Source organism: Olsenella sp. KH3B4, assembly GCA_900111695.1.
GTDB lineage: Bacteria > Actinomycetota > Coriobacteriia > Coriobacteriales > Atopobiaceae > Tractidigestivibacter.
Genome location: FOHD01000005.1, coordinates 52,270 through 70,252 on the forward strand (window position 1 = coordinate 52,270; position 17,983 = coordinate 70,252).

Consider the following 17,983-nt stretch of genomic DNA (forward strand, 5'->3'; position numbering starts at 1 on the left):
TCAATTCCTCCTGGGACATCGATGCCCGGAGGCAAGGGAAGGCTCATCAGAGCTTGGTTGAAGCAAGCTCTTTGCATCGAACTAGCCTTCCTTACACTTTTTTCGCCATCTTTGCGCCGAACTGTCCTCCGTTACACCTAGTTATTGGCAACCCCTGAGTATCAGCTGTCTAATGTACACAACATATAGTGGTATATGGCGACAGCATTACTACATACGGGTCATGCTACTTTGCCCCCTGCTATAAACCCATGTAACGAAGGCCAGTTCGATGCAGGCAGTGGCAAATAAATGTAACGAAGCGTGTTTTGGCGCATGCGTGAATTCAAAACGTACGAGCAAAGACTCCACGGCGAGAAGCGCTACGCCAAATCGCAGCTCGCGAACCCGCAACATCTGTCCCTCAACCTTCCCTTCCTTGAAATTGCGTAGAAACAAGCTCTGCCAACATTGGGAAACAAAGCCACGGTACAGTGGTGTCCGTACAAGGGCGCTAGACGAGCAGCAACCCCCGCATGGCGCCTCCGGGACAGTTCAGGGACAGGAGAAGAGGCAGTATGGCAACAGACAAGGTCTCAGAGGAATACGGGAGCCTGCTGTTCACCGACAAGGACATGCAGGAACGCCTCCCCAAACCGACCTACAAGAAGCTCATGCAGGTCATCAAAGAGGGCGCGCCTCTCGACATCGACATCGCCAACGAGGTCGCTCACGCTATGAAGGAGTGGGCCCTCGAGAAGGGCGCCACGCACTACACCCACTGGTTCCAGCCGCTCACGGGCATCACGTCCGAGAAGCACGACAGCTTCATCTCCCCCAACGGTGACGGCTCGGTGCTCATGACCTTCTCCGGCAAGGAGCTGGTCCAGGGCGAGCCCGACGCCTCGAGCTTCCCCTCCGGCGGCCTGCGCGCCACCTTCGAGGCCCGCGGCTACACCGTGTGGGATCCCACCAGCCCCGCCTTCATCAAGGACGAGGTCCTCTGCATCCCCACCGCCTTCATCAGCTACACCGGCGAGGCGCTCGACAAGAAGACCCCGCTGCTCCGCTCCGAGGTCGCCCTCGAGAAGCAGGCCAAGCGCCTGCTGGCCCTCTTCGGCCAGAAGCCGCACCGCGTCTACACCACCATCGGCCCGGAGCAGGAGTACTTCCTCATCAAGGAGGAGGACTACCAGTCCCGCCCCGACCTCATTCTCACCGGCCGCACGCTCTTTGGCTGCGAGCCCGCGAAGGGCCAGGAGCTCGAGGAGCACTACTTCGGTGCCATCCGCCCGACGGTCAACGAGTTCATGAAGGAGCTGGACGACGAGCTTTGGAAGCTTGGCATTCCCGCCAAGACCAAGCACAATGAGGTTGCGCCGAGCCAGCACGAGCTTGCCCCCATCTTCGAGAAGGGCTCGCTCGCCATCGACGACAACCTCCTCACCATGGAGAAGATGAAGCTCATCGCCTCCCACCACGGCCTGGTGTGCCTGCAGCACGAGAAGCCCTTCGACTACGTGAACGGCTCCGGCAAGCACAACAACTGGTCGCTTTGCGCCGACAACAAGAACCTCCTCGAGCCGGGCGACGACCCGCAGGACAACCTGCAGTTCCTGGTCTTTCTCGCCTGCCTGGTTGCTGCCGTCGACGACCACGCCGACCTGCTGCGCATGTCCGTGGCCTCTGCCGGTAACGACCACCGCCTTGGCGCCAACGAGGCGCCTCCGGCGATCATCTCCGTCTTCCTGGGCGACGCCCTCACGCCTATCGTCGAGGCACTCGTGAAGAAGGAGCAGCCCGAGGCCCACGATCGCGAGTCCATTGACCTGGGCGTCCCGCAGCTGCCCGAGGTCCTGCGCGACAACACCGACCGCAACCGCACCTCCCCGTTCGCCTTCACCGGCAACAAGTTCGAGTTCCGTATGTGCGGCAGCCAGCAGAACCTCTCCGACCCCAACGTCATCCTCAACACCGCCGTCGCCGAGCAGTGCGAGCGCTTCGTGGACTACGTCGCCGACCGTGCCGACGAGGACTTCACCACCGTCGCCATGCGCTTCGTGCGCCACACCTTCCGTGACCACCAGCGCATCCTCTTCGATGGCAACGGCTATTCCGAGGAGTGGGAGGCCGAGGCCGCTCGTCGTGGCCTGCCCAACCTCAAGACCACGCCGGATGCCCTGCCCGCGCTGATCAAGCCCGAGAACATCAAGTTCTTCGAGAAGTACGGCGTCCTCAGCGAGCCCGAGGTCCACGCCCGCTACGTGGCAAAGGCCGAGCAGTACGCGAAGCTGCTCAACATCGAGGCCAACACCATGGTCTACATGACGCGCCACATGTACCTGCCGGCCCTCTTCGACTACTCCGGCGACATCGCCACGAGTGTCGCCACCAAGGCCGAGCTGGGCATCGACGCCAAGGCCGAAAAGAGGATGGTGAGCGTCCTCACCGACGGCATCAATGCCATCTCTGACGCCGTGGACGACCTCGAGGCCAAGAACGCCCAGGCCAAGGGCCTTGAGGACCCGCAGGCCGCCGACAACTGCTACCGCGATGTCGTCATCCCCGCGATGGCCGCGCTGCGCACCGCCGTCGATGGCATGGAGAAGGTCTGCGGCCACGACTACTGGCCCGTCCCGAGCTACAACAAAATGCTCTTCTACGTGTAGGCACAGGACAAGAGCAAAAAACGGGAGCACCTCCGCAACTAGACTTGCGGAGGTGCTCCTCTTTACCATGACAGCTGCAAAGCGCCCCTCCGAAGGCATCGAAGGAACCCCGTTAGGGGCCCCGTTGCCCAAAATTTACGGTTGCCGGTCAAAAAACGGAATTTTGCTTAGTATCACCTTGCAGGTGCCTTTTTCCTACCTGCGGCTCTGCAAAAAGTTAGAAGCTTCGTACTCGGCGATTCGCCCAAATAGGACCGGCAACCGCAATTTTTGGGCAGAGGGCTCCCAACATCAATGAATCAGGCCACTGAGGAAAAGCGGCTGAGACCAAAGCCACGCGCACCTCAGCGATTATTGGCTGCCATCCGCGTGGTCGTCGCCCGCAGTTCCCTGCGACCGCCGAGCTCTCCTACGCCCTGTGCTCGCTGGGCATGCGGACACCATCCACGATACGAACTACACCCGCATAGATGAGCGCAATACCGCAGATGATCATGGCCGTGTCGGCAAAGAGCCCCGGCGAGACAAGCACGAGAACGCCCAGCACAATGGCAAGGATCGCCCCACCCTTGGCCTTCCCGGCGCTCTGCAGCCCCAGTGCCTGAAGGGCGTTTGCTCCGTACAGCGAATTGAGACCCGAGACCAGAACAAAGATGCCCAGCAGGATAAAGATCCACGTCACAAAGAAGCCGGGAATGTTCACGAGGAGAACACCAAAGAGCAGTTCGACAATACCCGCGTAGAGGTCTGCCGTCGAGAGAATCACGCTCCACCGCGTTAGAGCACTCGCAAGAGAAGCGACACCCATGACGACCAGCACCCATCCAAGCATGACGGTTATGGTCATCATCGCCGTCGTGGGATTGGTGAAGAGGATAAACCCCATGACCACCAGAGCAACGCCGGAAACGATGGCCCCCAGCTTCGTGCTCGTGAACTTGCTATCCATGGCATGCCTCCAGACACGCGAACCAAACGTACATGTTTTTGTCATACCCATCAGTAGTGCCGACCAATACCAAGAGCGGGCGGCCCCTGCACCATAGCGTAGGAGCCGCCCGCAAATGAGACAAAAGACTGCCACTTTGTCTCACAGTGCGTGAACGTCGCCTTTTGTGAAGCTCACAAAGGCATCGTCGCCCACCTCATAGATCTTGTGGGTCTTGGGGTTGAAGTCCTGAATCTTGACAAGGGTGTTGCCTACCATGACCTGGTAGTTCTGGTAGCTGCCCATGAAGCGCGAGAGTGTGACCTTGCAGTGGAGGACGCCCTCGTCAGCGAGGGTGGCCGCCTCGGGACGCAGCACCAGGGTGATGTCATCGCCCACGCTGTGGGCGGAAACGCCGTCAACCTCAACGCTGTGCCCCTCGATGGTCGCGACACCGGTGTCACCCTCCTTCTCGGCAAGCTTGCCACGCAGGAAGTTGGACTCGCCAATGAAGTCGGCCACAAACTCGTCGACGGGACGATAGTAGACGGCGTGCGGGTCGCCAACCTGGTCGATGACGCCACGCTTCATGACGATGATCCTGTCGGCGATTGCCATGGCCTCGGACTGGTCGTGCGTCACGTAGACTGCGGTGATGCCCGCCTCCTGCTGGATGCGACGCACCTCGGTGCGCATCTCCACGCGCAGCTTGGCGTCAAGGTTCGAGAGAGGCTCGTCGAAGAGCAGGACCGAGGGCTCGATGACCAGGGCACGCGCCAGGGCAACGCGCTGCTGCTGGCCACCCGAGAGCTGGTTGGTCATGCGATCCTCCATGCCCTCCAAGCCAACCATGCCCAGGATTCGCGTGACCTTGTCGCGAATCTCGTCGGCGGGGAGCTTGCGGATCTTGAGGCCGTACGCCACGTTATCAAAGATGTTGTAGTGCGGGAGCAGAGCGTAGCTCTGGAAGACCATGGCCGTGTCGCGCTTGTTGGGGGTAAGGTCGTTGATGGGCTCGCCGCCCAGGTAGATCTGTCCCTCGTCCGGGCTTTCGAAGCCGGCGATCATGCGCAGGATGGTAGTCTTTCCGCAGCCAGAGGGGCCAAGCAGCGTCACGAACTCACCGGGCGCTATCTCCAGGTTGGCATCGTGGACGGCGTAGAAGTCCTTCTTGGTCTTGGGATCCTGGTAGATCTTGGAGATGTGCTCAAGACGCACACCCTTCTTCTCCTTGGCCATGGGTTACTCCTCCTCGCTCTTGGCGTTGATCTTTGCGCTGGTGCCGAAGTGCTTGATGAAGAGGTTCATAAGCAGAACGGCCGCGTAGGTGATGATGATGAGGATCGTGGCAAAGGCGCAGGCAATGCCATAGGCGCCCTTCTCGGCGTACTCGTTGATCTGGACGGTGATCATGAGGGTCTGCGGTGTGACCAGCAGGATGACGGCCGAGATTGCCGTGATGGAGCGCACGAACGCGGTGACAAGGCCCGAGAGGAACGAGTCCTTGATGAGCGGCAGCGTGACGGTCATGAAGACCTGGAAGCTGTTGGCACCCATGTCGTAGGCAGACTCCTCGATGGACTTGTCAATCTGGCGCAGCGCCGAGATTCCCGAGCGGGTGCCGGTGGGCAGCGACCTCACGATAAACACGATGACGAGAATGGCGGCCGTTCCGTAGAGCCCCTGCATGAAGCCGCTGTGGAAGACGCCGCTCGAGAAGCCGCGAATGAAGCCGACGCCCAGGACGGTGCCGGGGACGGCCATGGCAAGCATCGAGACAAACTCGATGAACCCGCGGCCGGCGAAGCGACGCTTCACCACAAGGTACGCAATGACCATCGAGAGCAGGGCCGTGAGCGGTGCCGCAATGAGCGACAGGCCAAACGAGTCGGCGAAGGCCTCGAAGCCGTGGTGGAGGGTGAAGACCTGGATGAACCACTTGGGCGTGAGCGAGTAGTCATAGCCCCACGTCTTGAACAGGGCGCCGAACGGCACGCACACGTAGAGGGCAACGACGAAAATGGCGACGGCGCCGCAAAGCACGGACAGCGGGATGCGCACGGAGTTGTCGGTGATGAGCATGCGGCCGCGCGCCGCCTTGCCCGTGAGGGTGGCCGTGCTCTTACGCTCGAGCACGTACTTCTGGACAATGAACATGATGAGCGTGATGCCGAGAAGCACGCACGACATGGCCGAGGCACCCTGCTTGTCGTAGGCGCCAGTGATCTGCAGGTAGATGGATGTTGCGAGCGTGTCGTAGGAGCCGCCGATGATCATGGGGTTCGCGAAATCCGCGATCGACTCCATGAAGGAGACGAGAAACGCGTTGCCCATGCCAGGAAGGATGAGTGGCAGCGTGACACTTGTGAAGACCTTCCAACGAGAGGCGCCCATGTCGCGGGCAGCCTCCTCGAGCGAGGGGTCGATGTTTCTCAGGAGGCCCCTGAACATCATGTAGCACACAGGGAAGAACGTGAGCGTCTGCACGAGGGCGATGCCCCAGAAGCCGTAGACGTTGTTGTCATAGATGCCCAACAGTGAGCGAGTGATGAGGCCAGCCTTGCCGAAGAGCAGAATCACCGAAAGCGACAGAACAAACGGCGGAGAGACCACGGGTAGCATTGAGACAAGCTTATAGAGCCCGCTCATGAAGCGCGACTTGAGGTTGACGTACACCTCGACGTAGGCAAAGAGCAGGCCAATGAGCGTTGCCACAATGCCCACGAACAGCCCCAGGACAAGCGTGTTGCTGATGGCCGTCTCGAAGGACGGCATAGCCAGCACGCGCTGAAACACGGAAAACGTGGGGCCATTCTCCCCCACCACGGCATCGACGAGCAGAATTGCCAGCGGATACAGGATGAACAGGGTCAAGAACACGATCAAGACGATGATCGTGGTGACAAGTATTGGGTCTGCCAGCAGCTTCTTTTGGTCCAGCCGAGCACTCTGACCTCGTGCCATGGCATCTCTCCTCTCGCTTTACGCACTCCGCCCCAAGGCATACGTCGCCTCGGGGCGGAGGGCAGGGTGCTACTCGGTCTGGAAGCGGTCGTCGCCACCACCGAGGGCGTTCATGATGTCGGAGACGTACTGTTCAGTGTTCTCCTTGGCGTCCTCGAAGTTGTAATCCATGACGTTGTCGGGGTCGAGGCCGTACTCCTCGACGACGGCAGGCTGCTTGGCGTCATCGATGACCAGGAACTGGTACGCGCCAACCTCCTGCGCGCGCTCGACGCACTGCGGCGAGAGAGCGTACTCGATCCAGAGCTTGGCGGCGTTCTCGTGCTTGCAGCCCTTGAAGATGGCCGTCGCGCCAACCTCGTAGGAGGCGCCAGAGGACGGAATCACCAGGCCAATGTTGTCATAGCCGTTGTCGACGATCTGGTAGATGGCGTCATGCAGGAAGCCAATGCCGATGGTGCATTCGCCGGTACCCACGTTCTTGGACGGGCCAGAGCCGCTCTTGGTGTAGACCTGCACGTTCTTGTCCAGGTCAACAAGGTACTTGATGCCCTCGTCGTGCCCGTACTTCTGGATGACCGTGTTGAGGATGAGCTTTGCCGTACCGGCGGTGTTGTAGTTGGACATCCAGATGAGGTCCTTGTACTTCTCGTCGAGAAGGTCGGGCCAGTCCTGCGGGACGTCGAGGCCCTTGCGCTCGAGCTCGTCCTTGTTGTAGAAGAAGCCGAGGATGCCCTTGTAGATGCCGTACCAATTGCCATCGGCATCACGGAACTTGTCGGAGATGAGGTGGGAGGCGTTCTTGGCCTCGTAGGGCTCGAGGATGCCCTTGGTGACTGCAACGTTATAGGGGTCGGTGGTGCCGCCAAACCAGACGTCGGCAGAGGGGTTGCCGTTCTCCTCCTCAACCTTGGACTCGACCTCGCCCGTGGAGAGGCGCTGGTAGGAGGTCTCGATGCCAAAGAGCTCCTGGAAGTGCTGCGCACAGGCGGCCACGTGCTGCTCCTCGCAGGAGCCGTAGACCACGAGTCCGCCGTCCTTCTTAGCGGCCTCGATCAAGTCGTCGCTCGCGATGCGGGACAGGTCGTCCGAACCGGAGCTGGAGCTGGTATCGGTGCCGCTGGAGCTCGACGAGCTCGCGCCGCCTCCGCATGCCGCAAGCCCAAGGCCCGCTGCTGCGACAGCGGTTGTACCGAGGAACTCCCTGCGAGATACGTTCTTCATGGGACACCCCAATCCAACGGGCCTTCCCAGGGCCCGTTACGTTATGCCGTGGCGTACCGCGGCTCTCCCTATAACCCCCGGGCAACACAGCCTGGGTCTTTTATCAATCTTTACTCTTTTCGCTTATTTTTCTTACAAAATTCGATTACCGAGAGGGAGCTCGCCCCTCAGCGGCACGACAGGGCCGTGAGTGGCGCTTGATTGCTCTTCTGTGGGATGGCCCCCAGGGGTTATGCCAGCAGCGCCTTGATGCCAATACCAATAAGAACGCAGCCGCCAAGGATCTCCGCTCGGTCGCCAAGGATCGTGCCGAGCTTGCGACCAAGCACCAGCGCAATAACGCAGCAGACGGCGGTGGTGAGGCCGATCGCGCACGCCGAGAACGCAAGATCCACGGCCTGGGCACGCAGAGACACGCCAACGGCAAAGGCGTCAATCGCGGTGGCGACAGCCTGGACAAGCAGCGTTGGCAGGGTAAGCCTCCCCTTGGCAGGAGCCGGTTCGCAGTTGCGACACGCCCGTATGGACGATACGCCCTCACGCACCATGTTGCCGCCAATAATGCCCAGGATAACCAGGGTAACAGCACCTGCGTAGGCCTCGATGAGCTTTGCCGCAACGCCACCTAGGAAATAGCCCGCGACAGGCATGAGTGCCTGGAAGACACCAAAGAAGACCGGCATGAGCGCAAGCCGAGACATGCGCTCATGCCGGTAGGCAAAGGTGTTGGAGATAGTGACCGAGAACGCGTCCGCAGAGAGGGCAAGGCCAAGCACGACAATCTCAAGCAGGCTCAATGTGGCTCCTTGGGGCGGACGACAGTTAAGCTCTTAATGTTACCCAAGCAATACCAACGTAAGGTACCGCATGCGGTGCTCCCCAAAACGCACAAGTTCGACTATCCTAAAGACTTGATTTCGTCCGTTGTAGAGCCATGCTCTACGGCCAGGCATTGTGTACCCGAGGAGTTCGACCATGCCCTCTCTGATAACGCACCACATCTTTGGCGAAGACGCCGCGCAGCGTCTTCCCGAAGGCCTTGTCGACGGCGAGGAGGAGCTTCTCGCCTTCCTTCTGGGCAACGAGGGCCCGGACCCATTCTTCGTGCGCTTCCGCACCATTCCGGCGCGGTCCTCGGCCTGCCGCCACCTCGCACACGACATGCACGCAAGCCACGTCACCAAGGCGTTTGGTGACATTCGCTCCTCGGTGGGCCATCTGCCCGTCGAGGACGAGCGCATTGGCCGGGCATTTGCGCTGGGGCTTCTCGGCCATTACATGCTTGACCGCACGGCGCACCCGCTCATCTACGCGCAGCAGTACGCGCTGCTTGAGCAGCCGGGCCTCTCTGACGCCTCGCACGAGATTCACGCGATCATCGAGAGCGACATCGACTCCTGGATTCTCTGGGAAAAGCGGCACACCACCGTACTTGAGCACCATCCGGCCTCTGACCTCATGCGCACCGCGCGCATCGACCGCGTGGGCGGGACGATCTTCTCGCAGGTAGCACTAGCCGTCTTTGGCCTCAACGTGGGCCCGGAGGAGTACGGCGCTGCCGTGAGCGACTACCAGTGGGTCTATCGCCGGATCGAGCCTGCCGGATCTACCAAGACACGCCTCATTGGGGCGGTCGAGCGTCTGGCGCGCCCGCACTCCATGGCCGAGTCGTTTGCCCACCGGGTTACCGAGTCGGACGAGTGCGTCTCGGCGAACCTCGAGCGGCACGAGTGGGCAAACCCATTCACGGGCGAGAAGAGCCACGCGAGCTTTGCCGACCTCTTCGAGGAGGCGCTTGCCGCCTACCCGCAGCTGGCCGAGGCGTTTGTCCGTGGGGACAAGGAGCACTTCGACGCGATTGTGGGCGGCATCAACTACGACGGCCGTCCGGCTTAGGGGCGAGTACAGGCACCCTTGCTGCTGAAAGTCGCCTTGTGGCGCAATCCCTCTCTCACAGCCACACCAGGGTGTTTGGGGGCGTGGGGTCCACTCCCCCATCATCGGCGCCGTCGGCACCGCCGGACACGCCCGCCGCGCCACCCGTCCACTCGGACGACTCCTCGAGCCACGTCCTCGTGGGCTCGTCGAGCTCCGGCGCATCCTTCTCGACACCGTCCTCCATCCAGAGGAGCTTGTCGGTATCCCTTTGCGAATCCTGCGAGGACCAGATCAGGCCATCTGTCCCAATGGCATCTGCGCGCCGTGTCCCTCCCCTTTTGAGCGAGAGGTGTCTCTCGCGCATCTCGGTCATCCTGAGCGGTGCGGACGAGGCGTGTGACATGGCCTTTCCTCCAATCGGGAACGAGAGGTGACAAGGACGAACGGCGAGAGCAGCGCGGGCGACGAATCCAAAAGCACTCGGCCGGCCCCAGGGGGACCGGCCGAGAGATGCGTTAGAGTCCAAGCGCGTTGGCAACCTCACCAGCGCAGGCAAGACCATCGGAAATGGCAGCAACGACGAGAGACGAGCCGGAGCGCGCGTCGCCGGCAGCGAAGATCGGCGTCTCGCCCTTGCTCACGGTGCGGTGGGAGCCCGCTGCGGCGAGCTTGGGCCTCACGCCGCCACGTAGCTCCTCGGTGGTGACGCCAAGCGCCTCGTAAATCGAGGCCTCGGGACCGGTGAAGCCCATGGCGAGAAGCACCAGCTGCGCGGGAATCTCGCGCTCGGAGCCCTCGATGGGCTCGGGCTTGCCGTGCGACCAGTCGAGCGAGACCACGCGAAGGCCACGGACGCCGCCGTTCTCGTCCTCGAGCACCTCAAGGGTGTTCGTTGCCCAGCTGCGCGGGTCAGCGCCCTGCACGAGCTCGGCCTCGACCTGACCGTAGTCGGTCTTCTTGGTGTTGGGCCACTCGGGCCACTGGTTGGAGGCGGCGCGCACCTCGGGAGGCGCAGGCAGGAACTCAAGCTGGTGGACGCTCTTTGCGTGCTGACGAAGCGCCGTTGCAACGCAGTCGGTGCCGGTGTCGCCACCGCCGATGACAACCACGTCCTTGCCCTCGGCGCTCACCGCGGGGGTCTCGGCGTGGCCGTCGAGCAGGGCCTTTGTCTGCGCCGTGAGGAAGTCCACGGCGAAGACCACGTTGGGGTTGTCCGCACCGGGAACGCGCAGGCCGCGAGCCTGCGCGGCGCCCGCGGCAACCACCACGGCGTCGAAGCCGGCAAGCTCGGCTGCAACCTCGGGCGAGGTGGCGTCGACGCCGCAGCGAATCTCGATGCCGCTCTTCTCCATGAGGTCGAGCCTGCGCTCGACAACCTCCTTGGGGAGCTTCATGTTGGGGATGCCGTACATGAGCAGGCCGCCCGCACGGTCGTGACGCTCGAAGAGCGTCACGCGCGCACCGCGGCGCGCGAGCTCCCACGATGCAGCCAGCCCGGCGGGGCCAGAGCCAACCACGGCAACGCGAGGTGCGTCCTCAGCCGCCGGGGCAAGGGGCGCGGGGCCGCCCTCTGCCCACTCGTGATCAGAGATAGCGCGCTCGTCGTCCTTGATGGTGGTGGGGTCGTCCGCCAGGCCCAGGTTGCAGGCCGCCTCGCACGGGGCGGGGCACACACGGCTCGTGAACTCGGGCAGCGGGTTGGTGAGCGAAAGTCGCTCGGCGGCGTCGGCCCACATGCCACGCCACATGAGATCGTTCCACTCGGGAATCAGGTTGTGAAGCGGGCAGCCCGAGCTGCGCGCCTTGCCAAACGAGAAGCCCGTCTGGCAGAACGCCACGCCGCAGTACATGCAGCGGCTCGCCTGGGCGCGCTGGTCCTTCTCCTCCAGCGGAACCGCGAACTCCCCAAAGTCCTTGAGCGTCTCGGCTGCGGGTCTCTCGCCGTGGGCGACCCTTCCGAGGTCGATATATGCTCCGACCTTGCCCATGGCACTACCTCCCGTTCCTCATGGTCTCGAAGGCGATCTCGACCGCCTCGTCGTGGGTCTTGCCCGCGGCCTCGGCGGCCTCGGTGAGCTCGAGCGCGACCTCGTACTCGTGCGGGATGACCTTCACGAACTTCTCCTTGATGTCGTCGTACATGTAGAGCATCTTGATGCCGCGCGGGCTCTTGGTCCTTCTCGCATGCTCCTCGATAAGGGCACGGATGGTCTCGAAGTCGCGCTCGGTGGGGCGCTTGAGCTCCACCATGTCGGTGTTGCAGCGGCTGGGCAGGGTGCCGTACTCGTCGTAGACAAAGGCGACGCCGCCGCTCATGCCTGCTGCGAAGTTGATGCCTACCTCGCCGAGGATGAGCGCCATGCCACCCGTCATGTACTCGCAGCCGTGGTTGCCCACGCCCTCGCACACGATGGTTGCGCCGGAGTTGCGCACGCCAAAGCGCTGGCCGGCCAGGCCGTTGATGAAGCCCTTGCCCGCCGTGGCGCCGTAGAAGGCCACGTTGCCGATGGAGACGTTCTCGTCGAACTTGTAGGTGGCGCTGGGATCCGGGGACACCGTGAGGATGCCGCCGGAGAGGCCCTTGCCAAAGTAGTCGTTTGCGTCTCCGATGACGTTGATCGTGATGCCTGCGGGCAGGAAGGCGCCAAAACTCTGGCCGCCGGAGCCCACGCAGTCGATGGTGATGGAGCCCTCGGGGAGCCCCTCGGGGTGCGCGCGCGTAACCTCGGAGCCGAGCATGGTGCCCACGCAGCGGTTCACGTTGGCGATGTCGGCGTGGAAGTGCACCGGAGTAAGCGTACGGCGCGCGGTCTCGGTGTAGGGCACGAAGAGCGTCGCGTCCAGTGTGCTTGAGAGCTCGTCGGCAGGTCCCATCTCGGGCAGGTAGTGACGGGCGGCGGCACCGGGGACGCTCTTGCCAAACTCGTTGGTGACGCTTGCGAGAACAGGCGAGAGGTCGATGGTGTTTGCCTTCCAGTTGCCCGGAACCTCGACCTGGCGCAGGCACTCGGGGTGTCCAACCATGTCCTGGACCGTGCGGAAGCCCAGCTCGGCCATGATGTGGCGCAGTTCATCGGCCACAAGGTACATGAAGTTGACCACGTGCTCGGGCTTGCCGCGGAAGCGCTTGCGGAGCTCGCAGTTCTGCGTGGCGATGCCCATGGGGCAGGTGTCCGTCTGGCAGTCGCGCTGCATGAGGCAGCCAAGAGAGAGCAGCGCGGCCGTACCAAAGTCAAAGACCTCGGCGCCGAGAAGCGCAGCCACCGCCACGTCGCGACCGTCCATGAGCTTGCCGTCAGCCTCGAGCTCAACGCGCGAGCGCAGGCCGTTCCTGAGCAGCGTCTGCTGCGTCTCGGCAAGGCCAAGCTCGAGCGGCAGGCCCGTGTGGTAGATGGAGTCACGCGGAGCGGCGCCGGTGCCGCCGTTGGCGCTGGAGATCAAGATCTTGTTGGCTCCGCCCTTGGCAACGCCGGTGGCGATGGTGCCCACGCCCGCCTCGGAGACGAGCTTGACCGAGACCGTTGCCTTGGGGTTGGCGTTCTTGAGGTCGAAGATGAGCTCGGCCAGGTCCTCGATGGAGTAGATGTCGTGGTGCGGCGGGGGCGAGACAAGGCCCACACCAGGCGTGGAGTTGCGAACCTTGGCGATCCACGGCCAGACCTTGGTGCCAGGCAGGTGGCCGCCCTCGCCAGGCTTGGCGCCCTGGGCCATCTTGATCTGGATCTCCTCGCCGGAGACCAGGTAGCGGCTCGTCACGCCAAAGCGCGCGGAAGCAACCTGCTTGACCTTGGAGTTAGCGGAGTCACCGTTGGCGAGCGTGGTCTCGCGGTCGGGGTTCTCGCCGCCCTCGCCCGTGTTGGACTTGGCGCCAATGCGGTTCATCGCGATGGCGAGGGCGCGGTGCGCCTCGTCGGAGATGGCGCCAAAGCTCATGGCGCTGGTCTCGAAGTGCTTCACGATGGAGTCGGCGCTCTCGACCTCGTCGAGAGGCACGGGACCGGACGCCAGCGGCACAAACTCGAGGAGGTCGCGCAGCATGATGGCGCGGCCCTTAGGGTGCAGCGCCTGGGAGTACTCGGCAAAGAGCTCGGGGCTGTTCTCGCGCACGGCACGATGCAGCAGATAGATGACCTGCGGAGTGATGATGTGCTCCTCGCCGCCAAGCGGGCGCCACTTGGTGATGCCGGAGCTCGCCAGCTGCGTGGGCGCCGGGGTCTTGAGCAGCGCCAGCGCCTCGTCGTAGCGCTCGTTGCACTCGCGCTCGACGCCGTCCTCGTCAAGGCCGCCAACGCGTGAGACGGTGCCAGTGAAGCAGCGGTCAACAAAGCCCTGGTCAAAACCAACAATCTCGAAGATCTGCGCGGAGTGGTAGCCCTGCATCGTGGAGATGCCCATCTTGGACATGATCGAGGTGATGCCGGCGTTGACCGCGCGGTCGTAGTTGGCGATGCCCTCCTCGGCGCTCACGCCCAGCGAGCCGCGCTCGGCAAGGGCAGTGATGCACGCATGCGCCATGTAGGGATAGATGCCCGAGGCGGAGTACCCCACGAGCGTCGCGTAGTCGTGCGGGGTGATGGCGTCGCCGCACTCCACCACGATGTCGGCCTTCATGCGGATGCCGGTGCGAATCATGTGGTTGTGGACGGCCGAGACCGAGAGCAGCGACGGGATGGGCACCTGGCCGTCACCGGCGCGGTCGGAGATGACCACCACGTTGGCGCCGGCGCGCACGGCCTTCTCGACGCCCTTGCAAAGCGACTCGAGCGCCTTCCGAAGCGCGCCCTCTCCCGCCTCGCGGGGATACGTGGCCGAGAAGCATGCGGCATGGAAGCCCTGGCGGTCGAGCGTCGCGATGCGCTCGAACTCGTCCTTGGTGAGGATGGGGTCATCCAGGCGGAGGAGCTGGCAGTTCTTACGCGAATCCTCGAGCATGTTGCCGTGGTTGCCCAGGTAGAGCACGGAAGACGTCACGAAGCTCTCGCGCAGCGCGTCGATAGGCGGGTTAGTGACCTGCGCGAAGAGCTGGTTGAAGTAGTCGAAGAACGAGCGCGGGTGGCCGGAGAGCACGGCGAGAGGAACGTCGGAGCCCATGGAGGCCAAAGGCGGCTTGCCCGTGTTGGCCATGGGACGCACGGCCTCCTCGACGTCGTCGAAGTGGTAGCCGTGACGCGCCAGGCGCTGGGTGAGAGACACGCCGGCGTCAATTGCCTCGAAGGGGTCCTTCTCGCCCTTGGCAAGGTCGCTTACCGAGAGAGTCTCCTCGTCGATCCAGTCGCGGAAGGGCTTCTGTGCCGCAAAGTGGGCCTTGACCTCGTCGTCCCAGATGATGCGGCCCTGAGAGGGGTCGACGACGAACATCTGGCCAGGGCCGAGCGAGCCCGTCTGCAGGATCTCGTCGGGCTCGACGGTCAGGGCGCCCGCCTCGGAGGCGAGAATCATGCGGTCGTCGTGGGTGACGTAGTAGCGGGCGGGACGAAGGCCGTTCCTGTCGAGGGCGGCGCCGGTGATGCGGCCGTCCGAGAAGGCGATGGCAGCGGGGCCGTCCCAGCTCTCGGTGAGCATGGACTGGTAGCAGTCGTAGGCGCGACGCGCGTCGGAGAGCTGCTTGTTCTTGTCCCACGGCTCGGGAAGTAGCATCGTGACGGCGCGGGAGAGGGGCCTGCCGTTCATGGTGAGGAACTCGAGCACGTTGTCGAGGATGGCGGAGTCCGAGCCCTCGCGGTTGATGACGGGCATCACGTGGCCGAGGTCCGCACCCAGCACGGGCGAGTAGAACTCCGACTCGCGGGCGCGAATCCAGTTGACGTTGCCGCGAAGGGTGTTGATCTCGCCGTTGTGGACGATGTAGCGGTTGGGGTGGGCGCGCTCCCAGCTGGGCGTGGTGTTGGTGGAGTAGCGCGAGTGCACGAGCGCCAGCGCAGACTCCGCGGCGGCATCGTTGAGGTCCAGGTAGAAGTTGCGCATCTGGGTGGCGACGAGCATGCCCTTGTACACGATGGTGCGCGAGCTCATGGAGCACACGTAGAAGATCTTGCCCTCAAGCGCGTGGTGGGCACCCGCTGCCTTCTCGCTGGTGCGGCGGCACACGTAGAGCTTGCGCTCGAACTCGTCGCCAGCGGGGACATTTGCCGGACGGCCAAGAAACGCCTGGTAGATGGTGGGCATGCACGCGAGAGCCGTCTCGCCCAGGTCATGCGGATCAATGGGGACCTCGCGCCAGAAGAGCAGGGGTATGCCCTGCTCGGCGCAGCCCTCCTCGAAGACGCGACGGGCGACCTGCGCGCCCTCCTCGTCCTGCGGGAAGAAGACCATTGCCACACCGTACTCGCCCTCGTCGGGGAGCAGGTGGCCGTACTTCTGGGCCTCCTTGCGGAAGAAGCGGTGCGGAATCTGGAACAGGATGCCGGCGCCGTCGCCGGTGTTTCTCTCCAGGCCCTTGCCGCCACGGTGCTCAAGGTTCACGAGCAGCGTAAGCGCATCGTCGAGCAGCTGGTGTGACTTCTGGCCCTTGAGGTGAGCAATTGCGCCGATGCCGCAGGCGTCGTGCTCGAACTCCTCCCGGTACAGGCCCTGACCGGTGCTGGTGTCATTGGCCACCTGGTTGGATGCCATGTATTCCCCTCTCCAAGCGCCCGTGGACGGGCGTGCCATGCGGGTTTCCGCCGTTTTGCACGGGAACCCCTACGTACCGATGGAAGTCTATGCTGGGTGTGTTTCGTCAAGAAAAACGGGGGCAGCTTGCTTCCCAACATACACACGCCTGAAACGCACTCGAAAAGTGCCCGGGGAAGGCGCCGCGCCCACGCGGGATTGAGTTTCCCGGCAATGGGATTCCATTCCCCGGCAATGGGATTTCATTGCCCGGCAACTCAATCCCACACGCCGAAGAGGCGCCGTTAGCTCCATTCGGTTGACGGATGCTGAATCCACGGAGAGGTCTCGTGGAGAGGGGTTGCCATGTCCGAGCATCGCATCACCGGAACCGGCAGGCTTCTGGACGAGAAGGGCCACCTTCGCGAGCCCGGCTGGGCAACGCGCCCGCCCTTCGCCTACGATCACGCGGACATACAAGCGCCGTCGTGGCGCATCAAGGATTGGGATTACTACCTCATAAACGACGGTCGCTACGCCGTGGCACTCACGTTTAGCGACCTGGGGTACCTGGGGCTTGTCTCGGCATCGGTTATGGACTTCTCGGCGCGCTCGTTCAAAACCACTTCCGAGACGGTGCCGTTGCCGCTGGGGTCCATGGGACTGCCAGCCAGCTCTGACGCAGGCGACATCTGCTGGGAGAACGCGCGCTGTCGCGTGGAGTGGCGCCACGTGAACGGCGACGGACGGCGGCTCTCGTTTGCCATGCGCAACTTTGATGGGGACGACGACCTTGAGGTTGAGGTCCTTCTCGACCAGCCGCCACGGGACTCGATGGTTATCTGCACGCCCTGGGACGATGACCCGAACGCGTTCTACTACAACCGCAAGATCGTGGGCATGCGCGCATGGGGCGGCTTCAGGCGCGGGGCACTCTTCCACGAGTTCTCGCGCGACGACTCGTTTGGCCTTCTCGACTGGGGCCGCGGCGTGTGGACGTACGAGAACACCTGGTACTGGGCTGTTGCGCAGGGTCGGCAAGGCGGGCGTGTGGTGGGCCTCAACCTTGGCTACGGGTTTGGCAACACGAGCGCTGCCAGCGAGAACATGGTCTTCGTGGACGGCGTGGCGCACAAGCTGGGGCGCGTTGATTTTGGCATTCCGGTTGGCGAGAAGGGCTACGCGTACCTCTCGCCATGGCACGTGACCGACGATGAGGGAAGGCTTGACCTGGCCTTTGAGCCGCTGATCGACCGCACGGACAACATCGACCTTGCCGGCATTATCGTGAGCCGACAGCACCAGGTGTTTGGGACGTTTACCGGGACCGTCGTGCTCGACGATGGGAGCTCGCTCTGCGTCACGGGGCTGCGCGGTTCGGCGGAGCACATCTACAACAAGTACTAGCGCCAGGTACGGCGGCGCGGCAGGGCGTCGCGGCGGACGGCGGTCGGGAGCGCTTCTCGTACGGAATCCCGTCGGAAGTCCCCGCTGTGGCGCCGTCCTGGCGCCACAAGGCCCGTTCCTGCAGCAACTACTGCGGAAACCTTCGCCGTGGCGTCAATCCGGCGCCACAAGGCGCGTTCTCGCAGCAAGTGCGTACGAAACCCCCGCTGTGGCGCCGTTTTGGCGCCACAAGCCCATTTTTGGCAGCAAGCGCGTACGAAGCGGGCCCTCGGGCGCCGACGCAGGAGAAAGCTGCGACTTAATTGCAGTCCGAACAGGACTCTGCCGAGAAAAACAGCAGGTA

11 protein-coding genes are annotated in these 17,983 nt (G+C 63.2%); 3 read left to right on the plus strand and 8 right to left on the minus strand.

Going from position 1 to position 17,983, the window contains the following annotated elements; all coding sequences use genetic code 11:
- The first annotated feature begins 557 nt into the window (after positions 1–557).
- Positions 558–2,648, plus strand: coding sequence for a glutamine synthetase III family protein (locus BMX94_RS05880; RefSeq protein ID WP_091004738.1), 2,091 nt, complete (start codon positions 558–560; stop codon positions 2,646–2,648).
- Positions 2,649–3,057: 409 nt separating this feature from the next.
- On the opposite strand, the gene BMX94_RS05885 is transcribed toward BMX94_RS05880, so the two are convergent.
- The 5 genes from BMX94_RS05885 to BMX94_RS05905 all read right to left on the minus strand — a co-directional run bounded on the left by BMX94_RS05885 (position 3,058) and on the right by BMX94_RS05905 (position 8,561).
- The gene (locus tag BMX94_RS05885) at positions 3,058–3,597 is read right to left on the minus strand and encodes an HdeD family acid-resistance protein (protein WP_177171349.1); all 540 of its coding nucleotides are present in this window, start codon (positions 3,595–3,597) and stop codon (positions 3,058–3,060) included.
- A 141-nt stretch (positions 3,598–3,738) separates the two neighbouring features.
- Positions 3,739–4,815 carry an ABC transporter ATP-binding protein gene (locus BMX94_RS05890; protein WP_032110949.1) on the minus strand — a complete coding sequence of 359 codons (1,077 nt, stop codon included), beginning with the start codon at positions 4,813–4,815 and terminating at the stop codon, positions 3,739–3,741.
- 3 nt (positions 4,816–4,818) lie between these two features.
- Complete coding sequence (locus BMX94_RS05895; protein ID WP_091004741.1) at positions 4,819–6,540, minus strand: ABC transporter permease; 1,722 nt, start codon at positions 6,538–6,540, stop codon at positions 4,819–4,821.
- Between the two features lie 69 nt (positions 6,541–6,609).
- Positions 6,610–7,764 (minus strand): ABC transporter substrate-binding protein, encoded by a 1,155-nt coding sequence (locus tag BMX94_RS05900; protein WP_091004742.1) that lies wholly within the window; start codon positions 7,762–7,764, stop codon positions 6,610–6,612.
- A 230-nt stretch (positions 7,765–7,994) separates the two neighbouring features.
- Positions 7,995–8,561, minus strand: a complete 567-nt coding sequence (locus tag BMX94_RS05905; RefSeq protein WP_091004744.1) for a manganese efflux pump MntP — start codon at positions 8,559–8,561, stop codon at positions 7,995–7,997.
- A gap of 178 nt (positions 8,562–8,739) precedes the next feature.
- On the opposite strand from BMX94_RS05905, the gene BMX94_RS05910 reads away from it, so the two are divergent.
- Complete coding sequence (locus BMX94_RS05910; RefSeq protein WP_091004746.1) at positions 8,740–9,660, plus strand: zinc dependent phospholipase C family protein; 921 nt, start codon at positions 8,740–8,742, stop codon at positions 9,658–9,660.
- Positions 9,661–9,715: 55 nt separating this feature from the next.
- Here the strand turns inward: BMX94_RS05910 and BMX94_RS05915 are convergent, their stop codons facing one another.
- The 3 genes from BMX94_RS05915 to gltB form a co-directional block, all read right to left on the minus strand.
- Entirely contained in the window at positions 9,716–10,045 is a 330-nt protein-coding gene (locus tag BMX94_RS05915; protein ID WP_143052278.1) for a hypothetical protein, read from the minus strand.
- Positions 10,046–10,157: 112 nt separating this feature from the next.
- The gene (locus BMX94_RS05920; protein ID WP_091004752.1) at positions 10,158–11,630 is read right to left on the minus strand and encodes a glutamate synthase subunit beta; all 1,473 of its coding nucleotides are present in this window, start codon (positions 11,628–11,630) and stop codon (positions 10,158–10,160) included.
- A 4-nt stretch (positions 11,631–11,634) separates the two neighbouring features.
- Positions 11,635–16,254 (minus strand): glutamate synthase large subunit, encoded by a 4,620-nt coding sequence (gene gltB / locus BMX94_RS05925; RefSeq protein WP_091004754.1) that lies wholly within the window; start codon positions 16,252–16,254, stop codon positions 11,635–11,637.
- Between the two features lie 345 nt (positions 16,255–16,599).
- Here gltB and BMX94_RS05930 point away from each other — a divergent pair, with 345 nt between their 5' ends.
- Complete coding sequence (locus BMX94_RS05930) at positions 16,600–17,640, plus strand: DUF2804 domain-containing protein (RefSeq protein ID WP_091004755.1); 1,041 nt, start codon at positions 16,600–16,602, stop codon at positions 17,638–17,640.
- The last annotated feature ends 343 nt before the right edge of the window (positions 17,641–17,983 follow it).